At 41.2% G+C, this 19115-nt stretch carries 11 protein-coding genes; all 11 read right to left on the bottom strand.

Annotated elements, in window-relative coordinates; genetic code table 11:
- Positions 1-57: 57 nt before the first annotated feature.
- The 11 genes from FLP08_RS11705 to uvrC all read right to left on the bottom strand — a co-directional run bounded on the left by FLP08_RS11705 (position 58) and on the right by uvrC (position 19112).
- Positions 58-1758 carry a hypothetical protein gene (locus tag FLP08_RS11705; protein ID WP_156276924.1) on the bottom strand — a complete coding sequence of 567 codons (1701 nt, stop codon included), beginning with the start codon at positions 1756-1758 and terminating at the stop codon, positions 58-60.
- A gap of 11 nt (positions 1759-1769) precedes the next feature.
- Positions 1770-4364, bottom strand: coding sequence for a TonB-dependent receptor (locus FLP08_RS11710; RefSeq protein WP_156276925.1), 2595 nt, complete (start codon positions 4362-4364; stop codon positions 1770-1772).
- Between the two features lie 292 nt (positions 4365-4656).
- Positions 4657-7389, bottom strand: a complete 2733-nt coding sequence (locus tag FLP08_RS11715; RefSeq protein ID WP_156276926.1) for a TonB-dependent receptor — start codon at positions 7387-7389, stop codon at positions 4657-4659.
- A 187-nt stretch (positions 7390-7576) separates the two neighbouring features.
- Positions 7577-9208 carry a glucose-6-phosphate isomerase gene (pgi, locus tag FLP08_RS11720; RefSeq protein ID WP_156276927.1) on the bottom strand — a complete coding sequence of 544 codons (1632 nt, stop codon included), beginning with the start codon at positions 9206-9208 and terminating at the stop codon, positions 7577-7579.
- Positions 9209-10444 carry a peptidoglycan DD-metalloendopeptidase family protein gene (locus tag FLP08_RS11725; protein WP_202912768.1) on the bottom strand — a complete coding sequence of 412 codons (1236 nt, stop codon included), beginning with the start codon at positions 10442-10444 and terminating at the stop codon, positions 9209-9211.
- A 5-nt stretch (positions 10445-10449) separates the two neighbouring features.
- Positions 10450-11415, bottom strand: a complete 966-nt coding sequence (locus FLP08_RS11730) for a tryptophan 2,3-dioxygenase family protein (RefSeq protein WP_156276928.1) — start codon at positions 11413-11415, stop codon at positions 10450-10452.
- A gap of 2 nt (positions 11416-11417) precedes the next feature.
- On the bottom strand, positions 11418-12194 hold the full coding sequence (locus tag FLP08_RS11735) for a DUF3108 domain-containing protein (RefSeq protein ID WP_156277196.1): 777 nt from the start codon (positions 12192-12194) through the stop codon (positions 11418-11420).
- Positions 12195-12496: 302 nt separating this feature from the next.
- A complete protein-coding gene (gene hppD / locus FLP08_RS11740; RefSeq protein WP_156276929.1) occupies positions 12497-13639 on the bottom strand; it encodes a 4-hydroxyphenylpyruvate dioxygenase in 1143 nt (380 codons plus the stop codon).
- Between the two features lie 105 nt (positions 13640-13744).
- On the bottom strand, positions 13745-14914 hold the full coding sequence (locus FLP08_RS11745) for a homogentisate 1,2-dioxygenase (protein ID WP_156276930.1): 1170 nt from the start codon (positions 14912-14914) through the stop codon (positions 13745-13747).
- A 172-nt stretch (positions 14915-15086) separates the two neighbouring features.
- Positions 15087-17318, bottom strand: a complete 2232-nt coding sequence (locus FLP08_RS11750) for a patatin-like phospholipase family protein (protein WP_156276931.1) — start codon at positions 17316-17318, stop codon at positions 15087-15089.
- Positions 17319-19112 carry an excinuclease ABC subunit UvrC gene (uvrC, locus tag FLP08_RS11755; RefSeq protein WP_156276932.1) on the bottom strand — a complete coding sequence of 598 codons (1794 nt, stop codon included), beginning with the start codon at positions 19110-19112 and terminating at the stop codon, positions 17319-17321.
- Positions 19113-19115: the final 3 nt, after the last annotated feature.

The following is a 19115-nucleotide window of genomic DNA, read 5'->3' on the forward strand; positions in this document are numbered from 1 at the left end:
TATTGGAAACAAAAACCTCCTGTTAAACAGGAGGTTTTTAATGATTTAAATGGAATATTAGTTATAAACCCAGATATTGTCTTCTGTTTTGATAACAGATTTGGTTTCTTCTGAATATCCACCGGCATAGATCACATAGCTAACACTATATTTCTGGCCAATTTCAGCTCCAGGGTTAAGATTATCTAATACTATATTTATAGCGTCAATCATCATCTCATCACTCCAGCTTGTTCCTCCACCTGTTCTGTTGAAGTTTCCGTAGTTGTCAAGATTTCCGGCCGCAGCAGGATATTCACTTTCGAGCTCGCTTGCTACAAGAGCATAGTCATCTGAAGTAAAGGTGTACTGAATAGTATTATCTGGTACCCAGTTTACTCCATCATAACCAAATTGTAAAGTAGCTTGCTTTGTTCTTGGAGTGTAAACCCATTCACGGTTTTTGTAAGTGAAAACACCATATCTTTTTTCAAGTCCACCGTCATAGAAATCGAAGGCTACAGAAACCATATCCCCATCTTCAGCATATGGATACATTGGTTCAAGATATCTACTAATATAGAAACCTACCTCTTCATCATCATCAAGATTATTATATCTCTGGCCAAACTCTTCAGTATAGATATTTTCAGGAAGAGTAAGCGGTCTTCCCCATGATCCGTTTGTTTTTGCAAATACAGAGTTTGTCTGAATGGTTGATATAGATGCATTATCATCGATAATATAAGAACCTCCAGATAAAATAACAGAAGTTGTTACAGCTTTTACGCTACCATCATAAATATCATAGGAAACTGCGAACTGAGCACCTTCCTCTGCATCTGGAAATTTCTCCATTAACAATGCATTGATAGCTTCAAGAAGCATACTATCACTCCAGTAGTTATCACTAGAGGATCTTTTATCAAAGCTACCATACTTGGCAACATTCTCAGCAGGACCGGCATAAGTATCTGCAAATTCAGCACCGATGAAATCGTAATCATCATCGTTCATTTCATAAGCAGTTCCACCTACAGCTATATAATTGTTACCGTTATACTGAAGGCTCATACTTCTATCCTCGGTATATGAACCATTGTATACCTTATAGGTTACATTGTATTGCTGACCTTTTACATCTCCATATTCTTCAGAAATGAATGCTCCCAGCGCTTCCATGATCATATCATCGCTCCAGTAATTGTCGCTATCTACATCTACTGTAAAGCTCCCGTATTTAGCTGCATTGGCTGCAGGGTCTGGATAAGTGCTTCCTAGCTCTTCCTTTATCACAGAATAATCTGCATATTCAAGAGTAAAAACAATCTCGTCTGAAACTACATTGTAAGTAAGATCTACATGTTTTCCATCCTGAGCCTGGTCAAAATGCATACTTAAAAACTCATAGATCTCTGCCTCGCTTGAGAAGAATTCATTATCTAATCCAGCAGCAGCATAATCTTCAGCAGTCACTGTATAGGCTTCAGGATCTACAGGTGCAAAAAGGTTAAAGTGCACCGTAGCGAGAGATTCATCAGTAAAAGCAGGATATTTCTTAGATAATAAACCTGGAATCAAAGCTTTTGCTTCTTCAAGGTTCATGAACCTTTCTTCATCCAATTCAAGGGCAGTATAATCATCTTCACTTAAGGTTAGATCGGCATTACCCTTAACGATTAATGAAGTATCAATTTCATCATTAATTTCTTCCATAGGCTCGCAGCTGGTAAGCGCAAGGCCTAGGAACATCATTAAAAAGTATATAGACTTTTTCATTTTATTTCTTTTTAGAAGTTAAGTTTTAGGCTTACACTATAAGTTCTTCCTGCACCGTAGTACACCTGAGCATCCTTATAGCCATTCCCCTGGTCATTAGCATCAGAAATATATTCTGTATCGAAAATGTTATTCACTTTTCCGTTGAAAGTAGCAGCTAATGGCCCAACATCGAATTTATGTCTAAGACCGAAGTCGAAAAGACCATATTCCGGAGCCTCCCAGGTATTACCCATTCCTGGAGAGTTCCTAGCTTCAACAAAGTAAGATGAATACATATCACCTGCATAGTTATAATCTACAAATACAGTAGAATTATCAGCAAAATCATAGCTACCACCTACCGCAAAAGTAGTTTGAGCAGCATCACCAACTTTTAGACCTTCAGAATATACATTCACTGTCCTTGGTTCCAGATCGCCGTCCCCATCTAAATCTTCTTCATCATCATAAATGATGGCTCCATCCTGATCTTTAAGAGTGGCAGATACATTATTGGTCCAGGTCCAATCTCCCAGAGAAACCATACCAGAAACCTTAAACCTATCGGTAACATTATAAGAGAAATCTAATTCAATTCCCTGGTGTAAGGCATTTACGCCGGCTATGTTATAAAACAACATCATATCCCGGTCAGCAGGATTTGGATAGCCGTTAGTTATAGCCTTATCTAACCAGCTAGTACGGTAAAGGTTTACATTTGCTTTAAAAGCCGGCCCTCTATATCCATAACCTAATTCTGCACTAAATACCTTTTCATTACGTGCGTCTGTATTTGCCTCTGTTGAACTGGTTGTGTTCTGAAAAACATTCGTTAGGAAAGGAGCTTTAGAGAAATACCCAACATTTGCAAATACGTTGTGGTTAGAAGTAAGGTTGTAGTTAGCACCACCTTTAATTCCGTATCCTAAAAAGTCAACTGTTTCAGAAGTTCTCTCTGGATCATTAGCTTCAAATTTCATGAAGTTTTCAACCTGGTAAGAGGTGTTAGAAATATCGGCCGCCATGAATACATTAAAATCATCTGTTACATCATATTCAGCCTGGCCAAAAAGTCCTCCACGAAGAACAGTACCGTCGTAGTCTTTACCAAACTTATCACCAACTACCAATGCCGTTCCTCCATTCAAGTCACTTGAAGATTCATTTAACCAGTAATCACCACCTAAAAGATCTGTGATCTCATAATAGTGAGAACCTACATAATATCTTCCATCAATTCCTCCAGACAGAGTTAATTTGTCTGTAGTAAAGTTTTTGAAAGTAGAAAGAACACCATACCAGTTATGGCTGTTTCTTGAAGCATAAATAATATCAGAAGCTCCAAGTGTACCTAGCTGCATATTTTCGTCAACAATTCTGTCGAAATCGATCGGCTGGTCAAAGCCACCCAAACGATAGTCATTGTTGCTAAACTTATCTCCTCTGGTTCTTCTTCCTCCTCCAGATCCGAAAGACGCATAAAGAGCGGTAGAGATTTCAGTATTTTCGCTTAATGTCCAGTAGTGATTCAGGGACATTTGAGGTTTGTGATAGAAATTGAATGCAGTATTGTAAACTTCTCCATTTTTATATCCCCAGTCTGCGTTAAAACGCTGTGGCCCTGCTTCAGTTCTATTGTACTCAGCAATGGTTTGACGAGTATAGTGTTGACCGTGCTCTTGCTGTGCTCCAAAAGCGTTGAAAGAAAGCAGGTGATCTTCGTTGATTTGCTTAGAAAGGTTTACAAAATAATTGTAACCACTAAATTCAGTACCGTCAACATATCCATCTCCCTGGATCTTAGCCGCAGAAACCGTAGCTGCAAATCCATTTTCGCCAACTCCAGTAGAATAAGTCATTCCATATTTAGAATAACCATTGTTCCCTACTCCGGCAAAAACATTTCCTCCTTCTTCAGCGTCTATAGACTTGGTTACAATATTAATCGTACCACCAATAGAAGGTACGGCAACTTTAGAAGCTCCAAGACCTCTTTGAACCTGCATGGTTTTGGTTACATCCCCAAGACCAGCCCAGTTACTCCAGTAAACACGACCATTTTCCATGTCGTTTACAGGAATACCATTGATCATTACCGCAACGTTCTCAGATGAAAATCCTCGAATGTTTACACGAGCATCACCATATCCACCACCCTGACGAGTAGCATAGATCCCAGGTGTATTCTTAAGGATTTCAGGAAATTCCTGAGTTCCCAGTTTTAAAGCAATATCACCAGCTTTAATGGTAGACACAGCAACAGGAGTCTTACGGTCTATCGCAAGAGAATAACTTGTTACTACAATCTCGTCTAAAGCATTTTCGTCTGCTCCAAGAACAATGTTACCCAGATCCTGGGTACCACCCTCTGCAATGTTAAATTCTACTTCTGTAGCCATAAAACCAACAAAGCTAACAACGACTTTTCCTGATGATTTTCCAACTTCAAGGCTGAAGTTACCATCAAAATCGGTCATGGTACCGTTGCTAGTTCCAACTACTTTAACATTCGCGCCCGGAAGCGGACCGTCTGTTGCGGAATCGATCACCTTACCGGTAATAGTTCCCTGAGCAAAAATCGTGGCAGATGCAAAAAGCATTGCCAGGAGTAATAATTTCCTCATTTTGTTTTGTTTGTGTTTGATTAAAATTCGATGCAAAAAAAAGATTTTCCTACAAAAGAATCATTATCTAAGTGTTAAGACTTTTAACTTATTCCGATAGAATCCTGCCATTTTTGGTGAATTTCGAAGAATTTAAAACATGAAATCTTACAAAAAAACTGTTAACAAACTGAATAACAGTTTTTTAAATTTCAAAAGAACAAAACCAAGAGAATTGTTAATAAATTTTCGGTAAGGCATAAAAAAAAGCCCGGATAAACCGGGCTTTTCTTCTTTTAATGAAAAATTGATCTTAGAATCTAAAAGCAACGCTCGCATTCCAGGTTCTACCCCATCCGAAGAAAACATTGTTTCTAGTGTTCACTCCATCGTAAGTATCGTCCTCAGGACCTGCAAGAATATTAGTATTAGATTCAGACATATAGATATTATCTGTAACGTTGTTCACGTTAACTCTAAAGCTCAATCTGTTATCTCCCAGATCAAGGCCATAAGAAGCTCCCAGGTCTAACAGACCATAAGAAGGAAGTTCAAATACCTCGAAATTAGGATTGTTCAATGCATCTGTAGCATCAAAATCTGCATAAAGATTATCTGCATATCTGTAGGTAGCATCAACGTTTAAGTTATCAACGATCTGGTAATCTACACCTGCACTGGCAGTGAACTGAGCAGCGTTACCTACCTTAACTCCATCAAGGCTAAGTACTGCATCGTCTACTCCAGGAATTGGGTTCTGGTTCTCATCGAAGTAAGATGCCACAACATCATCCTTGTATTCCCAGTCTCCAACAGAAAGCATAGCATTCCATTTAAATTTATTGGTTACCCTTCCATAAAAATCAAATTCAAAACCTTTGTGAACCTGGGTAATCCCAAGTAGGTTGGCAGTACCTCTAATTTCCTGCGGAGTATCCTCAAAGAAAGTAGCTGCATCACTCTCAAATCTATCTGCCCATGAAGTTCTGTAGATGTTAACGTTAGCATTGAAGTACTGAGAACGGAAACCATATCCTAGTTCAATTCCAAATACCTGCTCGTTAGTAAGGTTGGGGTTTAAAGTATTACCAAAGTTGATATAAACCGCATCAAATAATGGTTGCTTAGAGTAATAACCAATGTTACCAAATACGTTGTGCTGGTCGTTGATATTATAGTTCATACCACCTTTAATATTTCCTCCAAGAATGTTTTCCCATCCTGTCTCCTGGTTACCTGGAGCCTCGTTGAAATATTCAATTCTTTTGAACCCTTGGTTAGATAAAGCACCCTGAACAAAAGCAGAGACCTGGTCTCCGGCATATTCTAACTGTCCGAATACACCAGCCCATCTTACAAGACCATCATTGTAATAATCAATCTTCTCTTCATCATCAATACTCTTAAATACATTTAAGGTATTTCCAATAGTAGGATCGTAAGTTTCACTTAGGAATCTATTAGGATTATTGCTATCTGCAGTTGAGCGGTAGATATCCGCCCCCATAAGGTCTACCAATCTACGGTAGTGGAAACCTCTATAAGATCTAAGATCTGCACCTACGTCTAAAGTTATCTTATCTGTAAGTTCTGTTTCGAAGTTTGAGATCACCCCAAACCAGTTGTGTGAGTTCACAGAAGAACGCTGTGAAATACCATTTTCACCAGAACGATCTCCGTTCCCGGTGTTTACAAACTGTCCCTGGTATTGTCCTTCACCAGAATATGGCTGTCTAGGATCCCCAAGAGAAGGAACATCCTGACCAGAGTTCCAAGCGAAAATATCATCTATAGGAAGCAGACCGTCATCTGTTAAAGGTAAAGCGAAAGACTGTCTACCATTAATTCTTCCAATAGAACCAATAGAACCACCTCTACCAAATGAAGCATACGCAGTGGTAGATAATTTAGAAAGGCTTGTAATATCCCATTCCCAGTTAAGAGAAGCTACAGGCTTGTGGTAAAAGTTTCCTGAGAAAGTAAACTCTTTTCCGTTTCTGTATCCAAAATCTGGGTTATATTTTTCGTTTGGCTCTCCATTTTCCCCATAAGCAAGGTAGCTGGAAAGTCTGGTAAAGAAACCTCTTTGGTTGTGTTGCTGTGGAGCACCGGTAAGCATGAAATTGAATTCATGGTCATCATTTGGCTGGTATCCTACTCCAATAAAGTAGTTATATCCTTCAAATTCGGTTCCGTTCACGTAGCCATCACCAGCAGTTCTGCTTAAAAGGAAAGATCCAGACCAACCGCTATCGCTAAGTCCTGTGTTATAAGAAGCAATTGTTTTCAGGTAATTATCGTTACCGAAACTAGCTTTTACAAAACCACCTTCAGACATTTGAGCTGAACGGGTTACAACGTTAATAGTACCTCCAACAGAAGAAACCGCAAGTTTAGAAGAACCTAAACCTCTTTGCACCTGTACTGCAGAAGCTACATCACTAAGACCAGCCCAGTTACTCCAGTATACCTGCCCGTTTTCCATATCATTAACAGGAATACCGTTGATCATTACAGCAGAGTTCTGAGTATCAAAACCACGAATGGTGATACGGGAATCTCCAAATCCACCACCTTGTTTAGTAGCGTAGATAGAAGGAGTAGTATTAAGGATCTCAGGGAATTCCTGGTTTCCTAATTTCTCCTGGATCTCTGTAGAACGTATCGTAGAAACAGCAACCGGTGTTTGACGATCTTTTGCAAGATCCACAACTCCTGTAATAACTACTTCAGATAAAGCATTTGCATCTGGACTCAATACAATCTCTCCAAGATCTACGGTTTGACCACCGCTTACATTAAATTGAACAGTTTTAGGAGAATACCCCACAAAACTGATTCTTAGTTTCCCAGAAGAATCTTCAACATCTATGCTGAAGTTACCGTCGAAGTCGGTCATGGCACCTTGTTGTGTACCAACAACCATTACGTTCGCACCTGGTAATGGACCATCCATTTCAGAATCCATTACCGTACCGGTAACCGTTCCCTGAGCAAAAATCGTAGCAGATGCAAGCAACATCGCTAAGAGTAGTAAATTTCTCATTGTTAAAAAATTTGTTGTTTGTCTTAAAATTTTTGCAAAAGAAATCATTTCTAGGCTTCCGTAAATTACCGAAATGTTAAGATTAGAAATTTTAACTTTTGTCCAATTCAAGTTAAAGCAAAAAAATAAGCGCCTGATTCCAAGCGCTTTAAACTACAAACAAGTTTTTAACAGTATGAAAAATCCATTATTTTAGATAAAACTCTAAAAGATTCTTGGTTGAGGAGTCATGATCTTCAACAGATTTTGACTCGAAATCTGCGAGAATCTTATTGGCAAGCTGTTTTCCCAGTTCCACACCCCATTGATCATAACTGAAAATGTTCCAAATAACTCCCTGTACGAAGATCTGGTGCTCGTACATGGCGATAAGTTTCCCCATACTTTCCGGAGTCAGTTTATCAATAAGAATGGTAGTGGTAGGATTATTCCCCTTAAAAACCTTAAATGTCTTGATACGATCTATCTCTTCCTGGCTAAAACTTTTAGCTTTTAGCTCGTCTACCACCTCAGCTTCGCTCTTTCCATTCAGAAGGGCTTCGGTTTGGGCAAAGTAGTTCGCCATCAGTTTATCCTGGTGAGACTTGTCGCCGAAAAGGGATCTTTTAAAGCCTATAAAATCTGCCGGGATAAGTTTAGTCCCCTGGTGGATCAGCTGGAAAAAGGCATGCTGAGAATTGGTTCCCGGTTCCCCCCAAATGATGGTTCCGGTTTCATAATCTACCTCTTCCCCATTACGGTCTACGCTCTTCCCGTTACTTTCCATGATCGCCTGTTGCAGGTAAGATGGAAATTTGTCTAGGTACTGCGAGTAAGGGATCACCGCCTCGCTTTCCGCCTTAAAGAAATTATTGTACCATATGGTAAGCAGAGCCAGCTGTACAGGCATATTCTCTTTAAATGGCGTAGCTTTAAAATGCTCATCCATTTTTCTTGCACCTTCTAAAAGGGAAGCAAAATTATCATAACCAATGGCCAGGCTAATGGAAAGCCCAACGGCACTCCAAAGGGAAAAACGCCCCCCAACCCAGTCCCACATAGGGAATATATTTTCTCTGTCTATCCCAAAACCTTCAACTTTTTCCAGATTGGTAGAGACCGCCACAAAGTGCTTAGACACTTCTTTCTCCGGAACAGATTTCAGGAACCACTCTCTCACCGTAGTAGCATTACTTAGGGTTTCCATGGTCGTAAAGGTCTTGGATACAACCAGGAATAAAGTGGTTTCCGGATTAAGGTCTTTTATAGTCTCATGCACATGGTCCCCGTCTACGTTGGAGATAAAGTGCATTTTCAGGTGATTCTTGTAGAATTCCAGGCTTTCGGTCACCATCACAGGACCAAGATCTGATCCTCCTATCCCGATGTTCACCACATCTGTAAAGGCTTTGCCGGTATATCCTTTTCTCTCCCCGCTAATGATCTCCTCACAAAACGCCCTGATCTTTTCTTTTACTTCTTCCACTTCGGGCACCACATTCTCTCCTCTAACCTTGATCTCGGCATCTTTTGCCGCTCTTAAAGCAGTATGTAGCACGGGACGGTTTTCGGTCTGGTTGATCGCCTCCCCGGAAAAATAGCTCTCTATAGCTTCTTCCAGTTTGCATTCTTCAGCCAGTTTCAGCAACAGCTCGCGGGTAGTTTCATTGATCCTGTTCTTACTGATATCAACATAGAAATCTTCCCACTGCATGGTAAATTTCGCAGCCCTCTCTTTATCATTACTGAACATATCTCGCATATGCTCATCCTTGATCTCCTTGAAATGTTGATCTAATTCTTTCCAGGCCCTGGTGGTGGTTGGATTGATATTCTTCATTTAAATGCTTTTGTAGGGAATTTGCTCAAGTTCATCCTTAAGAGGCTTGATATAAGCAAAATATTCGTCCTTTAATTCGTCTTCTATATGTTTTGCCGAGGGAAGGTTCTGGCGGTATGGATCCACCTGTTTCCCGTTTACCCAGAAACGGTAGCAAACATGGGGTCCCGTAGCCAAACCTGTACTTCCCACGTAACCTATCACATCTCCCTGCTTTACGGTTTGCCCGGTCTTTACAGCTCTTTTGGTCATGTGAAGATACTGAGTAGTGTACTTAGAATTATGGCGTATTTTCACGTAATTTCCGTTTCCTGAAGTATAACTGGAAGCGATCACCGTCCCGTTAGCCGTGCTTACGATAGGGGTATTGTATGCCGCGGCATAATCTGTTCCCAGGTGGGCCTTCCATCTTTTCTGAACGGGGTGAAATCTTCTTTTGGTATATCTCGAAGAAATTCGGGAATAATTCAATGGCGCCTTTAAGAAAAAGCTTTGTAATGCCTTGGCCTCCTCATCATAGAAACTTGGTTTGCCAGAAATGCTATCACTTAGATACCTGAAGGCATAGAAAGGTTTATCTGAATGCTTGAAAACAGCGGCATCTACCTTTTCTATCCCTGCAAAAATAGTATCATCAATATATTTTTCGTGGTAGACCATTTTGAACTGGTCTCCCTTCTGAAGTTTAAAAAAATCTATACTCCACTGGTAGATATTAGAAAGTTCATATACCAGAAGATTGCTCAGGCCCTGGGATTCCATAGCTTCGGAAAGCGAGGAAACGATCACTCCGGAAACCTCTCTTCTCTTTACGGTTACCGGCCTCTTTTTCTTTTCGGCATAGATGCTGTCCCCAAGAGCCACCACGGTATAATTGATCTTGTCATTTTCGTAGATGAAATACTGCGGGGTTTTCGCTGAATCCTTGGCCTTAAGGATCATATATTTTTTCCCGGCGGTGATACGTGCCGGGTTAAATGTGTCTTTAACCTTGTTGGAAATTTCGAACACCTTGCCGTGGCCTACCCCGTTCTGATCCATGATATAACCAAAACTGTCACCAGATTCGATGGTATCTTTAACCACTTCAAAATCGTCCAGGACAAACCCGTACTCCTTTTCTACCGCAGCTATTTTCTTTGGCTTCACCTCCTTGGTAACCGCCTGGTCTTTTTCCTCGTCATTGCAGGCAACCAGTGCCAGCATCATCAAAAACAATAAACCTAATTTCTTCAATTTTCTTACTTTTTATTTTCTGTGTTAAACGTATGGTTTACCCATTGTTTGCCCCAATCCTGTTTTTCCTCTTCAGTCCATAAACCTGGAAAGAAAGAGATTCGCTGAAAGCTTGGCGGAAGAAATTTTTTCCAGTTGGTTCCCCCGGTAGCCTTCACCGTAGTTTTGTCTTTACTCAGATACCTGTATGCCGCCCCCATATGCATTAACAACCAGTTGATGTTGACGTTCACATCCAGGTTTCGCATGGCCTGCACCAACTCCTCGTTTTTGCGGTCTTCTTCGTGCATTTTAAGATAACGATGGTATATAGTATTTCCATATACACCGTTTGCTATTCTTAAAAACCGGGGAGTGTATCTTTTTTCAAATTGTTTTAAAGTGAGCGTTTTTTCACCCGTTTCCAAATCTATCCCGCCCTTTTTCCAGTAAATATGCTCATATAGCTCCTCCGGGGTGTTCTTTTCAGAAAAATCCTTTCGAATATCTGCAGACACAAGGTTCTCCAGTGGGGTTGAATAAAGCTCGATCATCCTGAACTGTGCAGACTGGAATCCGCTGGCCGGAAGTAGCGCCATTCTGAATTTCAGGAATTGCTCTCTCTCCATCCCCTTGATCATAACGTCGAAGGAATCGATGAGGATCCTGAAATAACGGTTAATACGATTAAGCTTTTCAATGAAGTAGGAAGCGGTTAGTGTCGCGCTCTCGATGATCTGCTTTTGTTCGTGGATAATAAGCTTGAAATACAGCTCGGTGATCTGATGATAGGTGATGAAGATCATCTCATCAGGGAAATGCGTATTGGTCTTTTGCAGGCTTAGCAGCGTATCTACCTCAATATAATCCCAGTAAGACAGGTAGCGATCGTAAAGCAGACCATCTAAATAGGACCCCATATCCTGACCCGAATTCTTAAACTTTTCCTCAAGTTTTATAATTCGTTCCGCGATCTCGGGTTTTATCTCCATATTTAATTCATTAAAATACTAAACTGATGTTTTAAACCTTTATATGCCTCTAAATCTGCATCTAAAGATCCAACAGCCAGATCTGCTTCTATTTTAACGGGGATCTTGTTCTTATCGTCACTAACCCAAAAAGTAAGGCTTTCCTTTTCCTTAAATACCCGACCTGCCAATACATAAGGCCTGAATTTAAGGGTCGCCACCTTTCCAAATTTAGTTTTGATCACTTCCCTACCCAGGAATACGAGCTTGAAATCAAGATTTTCATCATCGATGAACATTTTTAATTTCATCTCCTTTCCGGGAGTCAAATCATCACTGTCAATTTGGTTGCGAATATAATAAAATGAAGATAACATGTCGTGCACATTTTCAGGCACGGGATAGCTTTTGGATGTATTATTTTTATGGTCGGTTACATGAGCCTGATTATCCTTGTGATCAAAGTCGATCTCCAGGTCTTTGGTGTAACCTCCTTCGTTTATTTTGCGGATGAATTTGTAAGGTTTTCCTGTCCTTTTATCTATATAAGTCTGGTAATCATCGTCTACCTTGAAGAAAAGACTTAACAGGCCTGTGGATTTCCCCCTGCCTTTAATATGGTACACCGGTTTGTTACCCAGGGTTGCTTCATCTACCTCTAAGGTCGCATAACTTGCGTTGAAAATACCATAATGAATCCTGAACTGGAACCACTCACCTTCTTTGTAGGCTTTTTGAGAAAATAAAGAAGTGGTACCAAACAGAAAGAAAAGCAGCGTAATTGCACAGAGTTTTTTCATCATAATATTATTCCTAAGTATCAGTATTTCTGGGATCAATACTCCTTTTACAATTACTATTCCAAAAGTATTAAAACAAAAAACCCCATCAAATTAATGACGGGGAATTTTATCTTATTAACCAACTAAAACTTAAATTATGAAAAAAATTTAAAAATGATTTTTGGTAACCACTCCAAAAATGCGGTGCAAAAGTCTGATATTTCTATCTTACCTGCAACACGAATTTTAAGTTTAACTAAATAATTATGGAATTGTCAATTTTTAAATTTTTACACCTAAATTTTAGCAATTTTTTAATTCTAATTTAAAGTTCCTCGCAAATCCTGCTCTCTTTCAATAGCCTCGAAAAGCGCCTTGAAGTTTCCTTTTCCGAAAGATTGTGCTCCTTTACGCTGAATGATCTCGAAGAACATGGTTGGCCTGTCCAGTACCGGCTTGGTAAAGATCTGTAACAGGTATCCTTCATCGTCGCGGTCTACCAGCACCCCCAGTTCTTTCAGCGGCTCAAGATCTTCATCTATCTCACCTACTCTATCCAATAGATCATCGTAATAGGTTTCCGGAACATACAGGAATTCAACTCCCCTGTCCCTGAGCTGGGTCACGGTCTCTATGATATTATCTGTGGCCAGGGCGATATGCTGTACCCCTGCACCATTATAAAAATCTATATATTCTTCGATCTGTGATTTCTTCTTTCCTTCAGCCGGCTCATTGATAGGGAATTTGATACGACCATTTCCGTTACTCATCACCTTACTCATAAGAGCCGTGTAATCTGTAGAAATATCCTTGTCGTCAAATGAAACCAGCTGAGCAAAGCCCATTACTTTTCCGTAGAATTCAACCCACTTGTTCATCTCGTTCCAGCCAACATTACCAACCATATGATCGATAAATTTAAGCCCGGTATCAGGAGATTTGGCTTTGGTATCATAAACACGGTACCCAGGTAAGAACGGCCCTTCATATTCGCCTCTTTCCACAAAAAGGTGAATGGTCTCTCCATAGGTATGTATCCCGGAGATCACGGCCTTTCCGTTCTCATCTTCCAGTTCGTAAGGCTCTACATAAGACTTAGCGCCTCGTTTGGTGGTCTCTTCGTAACTCTTCCTGGCATCGTCTACCCAAAGGGCTACGAACTTCACCCCGTCACCATGCTTATTAATATGCGCATTGATCTCTCCATCCTTTTCAAGCGGAGAAGTAAGTACGACCCTTATCTTTCCCTGTTGCAGCACATAGGAAACGCTGTCTTTTTTTCCTGTTTCCAAACCTGCGTAAGCTACCGGCTGGAAGCCCCAGGCATGCTGGTAATAGTAGGCGGCCTGCTTGGCATTACCTACATAAAGTTCAACGAAATCTGTTCCTAAAATTGGCAGAAAGTCCTCTGCTTCGGGAACGACCTTTTCTAGATGTAATGATGTGTTATCTGTAGACATTTTTTATTTTATTTTTAGGATTATCGAAATGGTATAAATTTGAATATTAAATTCAAAATATTACCACATCGCTCGGTCCTGTGCTGATAAATCTTCTCTCATTTCTTACTTATCCTCTTCTTCCAACCAGGACCTGTAGTAGGTTTCATCTGCAATCTCCATCGCATCCTCGGTAAGCATCAGAGGCTTAAAGGTATCTACCATTACCGCCAGCTCTTCGGTATCGGTCTGACCAATACTTCTTTCCACAGCGCCCGGGTGCGGCCCATGCGGAATTCCGGCCGGGTGAAGCGAAATATGTCCGGCTTCAATATCATTCCTGCTCATAAAGTCACCATCTACATAATACAACACCTCATCGCTGTCTATGTTACTATGGCTATATGGCGCAGGGATACTTTCCGGGTGATAATCATATTTTCTGGGACAGAAACTGCACACCACGAAGGCATCGGTCTCGAAGGTCTGATGTACCGGTGGCGGCTGATGTATTCTACCAGTAATGGGTTCAAAATCGTGGATAGAGAAAGCGTAAGGATAATTGTAACCGTCGTATCCCACAACATCAAATGGATGCGTGGCATAGACCATATCAAAAATCTCCCCTTTCTTCTTTATCTTGATCAGGAATTCACCTTTCTCATCATTGGTTTCAAGTTCGTAGGGCTGTCTCAGGTCACGCTCACAAAATGGAGAATGCTCCAGCAACTGCCCGAACCAGTTTCTATACCTCTTTGGAGTATAAATCGGCCTGCGGGATTCCACGATGAAAAGCCGGTTATCCTCATCATCAAAATCAATTTTATAAATAGTCCCCCTTGGGATCAACAGGTAATCACCGTATTTAAAATCCAGGTTTCCTAGATGCGTGCGCAACTTCCCGCTTCCTTTATGAATAAAAAGCAGTTCATCTGCATCAGCATTCTTATAGAAGTAATCTTCAGTAGAGCCCTGAGGCGATGCCAGGATAATATCACAATCTGAATTTGTTAGCACCGGCCTGCGGCTTTTCAAATAATCTGGATGTGGTTTAACCTGGAATCCTTTAAACCTGTAAGATTTAAGGTTATTCTCCACGGCAACTTTCGGCCTTACATCGTAACTACCCTTGATCTCTTTAACCTGGGTAGGGCGATGCTCGTGATAGAGATTGGAAGACATTCCATCAAAACCAATAGTACCGAACAATTGTTCATAATAAAGACTGCCGTCAGGCTTTCTGAAAATGGTATGACGTTTATGTGGGATCTTACCTAGTTTATGATAAAAAGGCATAGCATATTGTTTTTAAATCACCCAAAATCCTATTAATTATTGAAAGATTAGGATTTTTTAGACTTTATTTTTCGATTTATACAAATATCATGAAAATTTAGCGAAACAATCTTAAAAGTAGTCTAAAAACCGAGGCTTTGAAGTTTAAAATATTGAAAATTAATCAATTGGTTTAGAACCAGAAGCCAAGACTGAAAAACCAGTAACTATTCCTCACTTCAGGCGAATAGGTGTACTTGACCTCCATAGGCCCCATGAAAGTATCTATGCCGTAACCCAGGGCATAACCGGTATAATCTGGCAGCGTAAACCAGTTCCCTGTAGTAAACAGCCTGTCTTCCACATTGGCGATGTTGGCACTGGCGATAATATGGTTCTTCCGCGCCACCTGGAAATCGATCTCCAGTAAGGCCTGTATATAGCTGTCTGCCGAAAGACTCAGGAAATCGTATCCATAGAAAGGCTTGATATTATTAATAAAATCATTCCCATATCCACCCAGGAAAAAGTCCAGCACCTCGGTCCCGTCATTTCCAATTTTGAAGCCTGTTTCGGTGGAGATACGCGCAGAAAGATTTCGCAAGGGGGTCACGGCATAACCTATGGCACCCTTAGCGATGGAGAATTCAGCGAAATTATCGTTAAAATCTGAAGAATAAAGGTACACATGAAAGTCCCCATTAAAGCTAATGCCCTTGGTAGGAAAATATTTATTGTCGTAAGAGTCGTATTTCAAATAACCAAAAGCACTGGCGTAATGACTATTATCAAAGATGATCTCGTTATTGCGGTTCTCCACATCATTAAATGTATTACTGCTAAACTTAAGATATTTATGTTCCAGTCCCGCGCCAATTGAAAATACCTGCTGGAAGAGGGTTTCCACGTAGATCTGATTGGTAAAATCCTTAAAATTCACATCCAGCTCGGCCACGGGAGGCAGCTCATCCACATCCTCTATTTTTCGTACGCTATTCAGGTTTATCTCCTTTTCAAAGGTATTATAACGGGCATTCAATCCAACGCTCCAGTAATACCCCTTATCAAGGTAATAATTGAAATTATACCTCAGGTTATCTCCCACCACAAAATCTAAAGAGGCCACGTCGTTGGTAAAGATCAAACTCTTACGGGTAAGATTTATTAGAGCACCACTCTTATAAAGTTCATCATAGTGCAAACCCAGCCGGAGCAACATCTTGCTCTCACTTTCCTCGATCTGCATGGCCAGGGTATAATTGCCGTTATCTCCTTCCTGCGGTATCAACTGATAACTAAGCCGGTCGAAATTCCCGGTGGCGGAAAGGTTATTAATGCCAATATTAAGATCGTCGAAGTTATAGGGCTTGTTATAATCAAGTTTTAGCTTCCCCTGTACATAAGACCGGGGATAGGTATTATTCCCCTCCAGGGTCAGGGCGCTAATGTTAAAGGTATCTATCTTCTTTACGGGTTCCCGTTTTTGCCGGACATCTAGCTTATTAGCCAGTTCTTTTAACTCGGGAAGTTTTTCCAGCGCGGCCACTCTCCCTGAGTCTATGATCGCGTTTCCTTCTTCAAAAGACATGACAGAAAAGGGGGAAATATCAGGTTTAATATAGATATCGGTCAGCGGAATTTTATCCCGCATATCATTAATGGTCCTGAAATTACTTATCTGGGACATGATCTCGAACACACTGCGCAAATTTTCCCTTTTAACCAGGGTATCCTGAACATCTACCCCAATGATGATGTCTGCGCCTCGTTTTCTCAGCTCTTCAACGGGATAATTATTGGCTACCCCTCCATCGGTAAGTAACTGGTCATTTATCTTGATAGGGCTCAGGATAGTTGGAATAGCCCCACTGGCAGAAATTGCCTTGGCCAGAGAACCTTCATCCAGGATCACCTCCTCGCCTGTTTCTACATTGGCCGCGACACAAAAAAATGGGATCTGTAATTTACTGAAATCGTTCACATCGCTTACATGCATGGTAAGCCGGGACATGAGGTTATAGATGTTTTGCCCCTTGAAAAGGCCGGTAGGGAACGAAATATCAAAATTATCGAAAGGCAGGGTAATGGCATATTTTTCAGAATCTTCCTTTTCATAGAAGGTTTTGGCCCTCCTGGGAAGGTCATCCTGGATTAGGATATCGAAATTGGTATCATTAAAAATAGAGTCCAGCTCGCTGGCAGAATATCCCGAAGCATAAAGCCCGCCTATGATCGCACCCATACTGGTGCCGCCGATATAATCTATTTTTACACCTTCTTCTTCCAGCACCTTCAACACTCCAATATGGGCAAGTCCTTTAGCCCCTCCCCCGCTAAGCACAAGGCCTACGCTGGGAGCTTCCTGCTCCTGGCCAAAACCCAGCAGGCTAAAGCTTAGGAAAATAAAGGCTAAAAAAATCCGCATTTATCCGGTATGATAATGATTAAATATAATAGTAGCTTTTGAAGCCCCGATGACCTCTGCAAGTTCATCTTTAGAAGCTTCCTTTACCCTTTTGAGCGACCTGAAATTTTTAAGCAACTCTACCACCGTTTTCTCACCGATCCCTTCTATTGATTCAAGCTCTGTATTAAGCGCGGTCTTGCTCCTTTTATTGCGGTGAAAAGTAATTCCAAACCTGTGTGCTTCGTTCCTGAGTTGCTGAATGATCTTAAGGCTTTCAGATTTCTTATCAAGATACAACGGAATTGGATCTCCCGGGTAAAAAATCTCCTCTAATCGTTTGGCGATGCCAATGATAGCGATCTTTCCACGCAATCCCAGCGTTTCAAGGGCCTTAACCCCACTGGAAAGCTGCCCCTTTCCTCCATCCACTATAATTAGCTGCGGCAGCTCCTCGCCTTCGTTCATTAACCTGCGGTATCTCCTGAAGACCACTTCTTCCATCGAAGCGAAATCATCTGGCCCTTCTACGGTCTTGATATTAAATTTACGATAATCTTTCTTACTCGGCTTTCCATTCTTAAAAACCACGCAGGCAGCCACCGGATTGGTCCCCTGGATATTGGAATTATCGAAACATTCTATATGCCTGGGTTCTTTGCTTAGGCGCAGATCCTCTTTCATCTGGGCCATCACCCTGTTCACATGCCTGTCTGGATCTACGATCTTCATTTGCTTAAAGCGCTCCTGGCGGAAGTATTTCGCATTCCTTTGAGAAAGCTCTACGATCTTCTTTTTGTCCCCCAGCTTAGGCACGGTGATCTTTACCTCTTCACCCACATCTACTTTGAAGGGAACATAGATCTCTTTGGAGCTGGAGCTAAACCTTTGCCTGATCTCCACAATAGCCAGTTCCAGCAGCTCCCGGTCGCTCTCGTCCAGCTTCTTTTTCATCTCTATGGTATGGGACCTGATGATCGCGCCATGAGAAAGCTGAAGGAAATTCACATAACCATAACCTTCATCGGTCACCACAGAGAAGACATCTACATTATTGATCTTGGGATTTACCACCGTAGACTTGGCCTGGTAATTCTCGAGTACATCTATCTTGTTCTTGATACGCTGGGCGTCCTCGAATTCCATATTTTCTGCATGCTGCTTCATCTGGTTGCGGAAACGCTGCAAGGAATCCTTGAAATTACCCTTTACAATCTGTCTTATCGCTTCAATATTGTTGTTATAATCCTCTTCAGACTGGTAGGCCTCGCACGGGCCTTCACAATTTCCCAAGTGGTATTCCAGGCAAACCTTAAACTTCCCGTTCCTGATCTTATCTTCGGCCAGGTCATAATTGCAGGTACGCAGTTTATAAAGGCCCTTGATAAGGTCGAGCAGGGTGTTAACGGTTTTAAAGCTGGTAAACGGACCATAATATTCGCTGCCGTCCTTCACCAGTTTCCGGGTGGGAAACACCCTGGGAAAACGTTCGTTCTTAATACATATCCACGGATAGGTCTTATCGTCCTTCAGCATCACGTTGAAACGAGGCTGATGCTTTTTGATCAGGTTGTTTTCCAGCAGCAGGGCATCTGTTTCTGAAGCCACCACTATATGCCTTATCTCATGTATCTTTTTCACCATCACTCCTATGCGATGGCTGTCGTGTCTTTTGGTGAAATAGGAAGTGACCCTTTTTTTGAGGTTTTTGGCCTTTCCCACGTAAAGGATCTTGCCGTTCTTATCGAAATACTGATATACCCCCGGGCTGTTGGGCAAAGTTTTTAACTGAACTTCCAGAGCAGGTTTTTCCATTAG

This window comes from Christiangramia aestuarii (assembly GCF_009735585.1).
Lineage (GTDB): Bacteria > Bacteroidota > Bacteroidia > Flavobacteriales > Flavobacteriaceae > Christiangramia > Christiangramia aestuarii.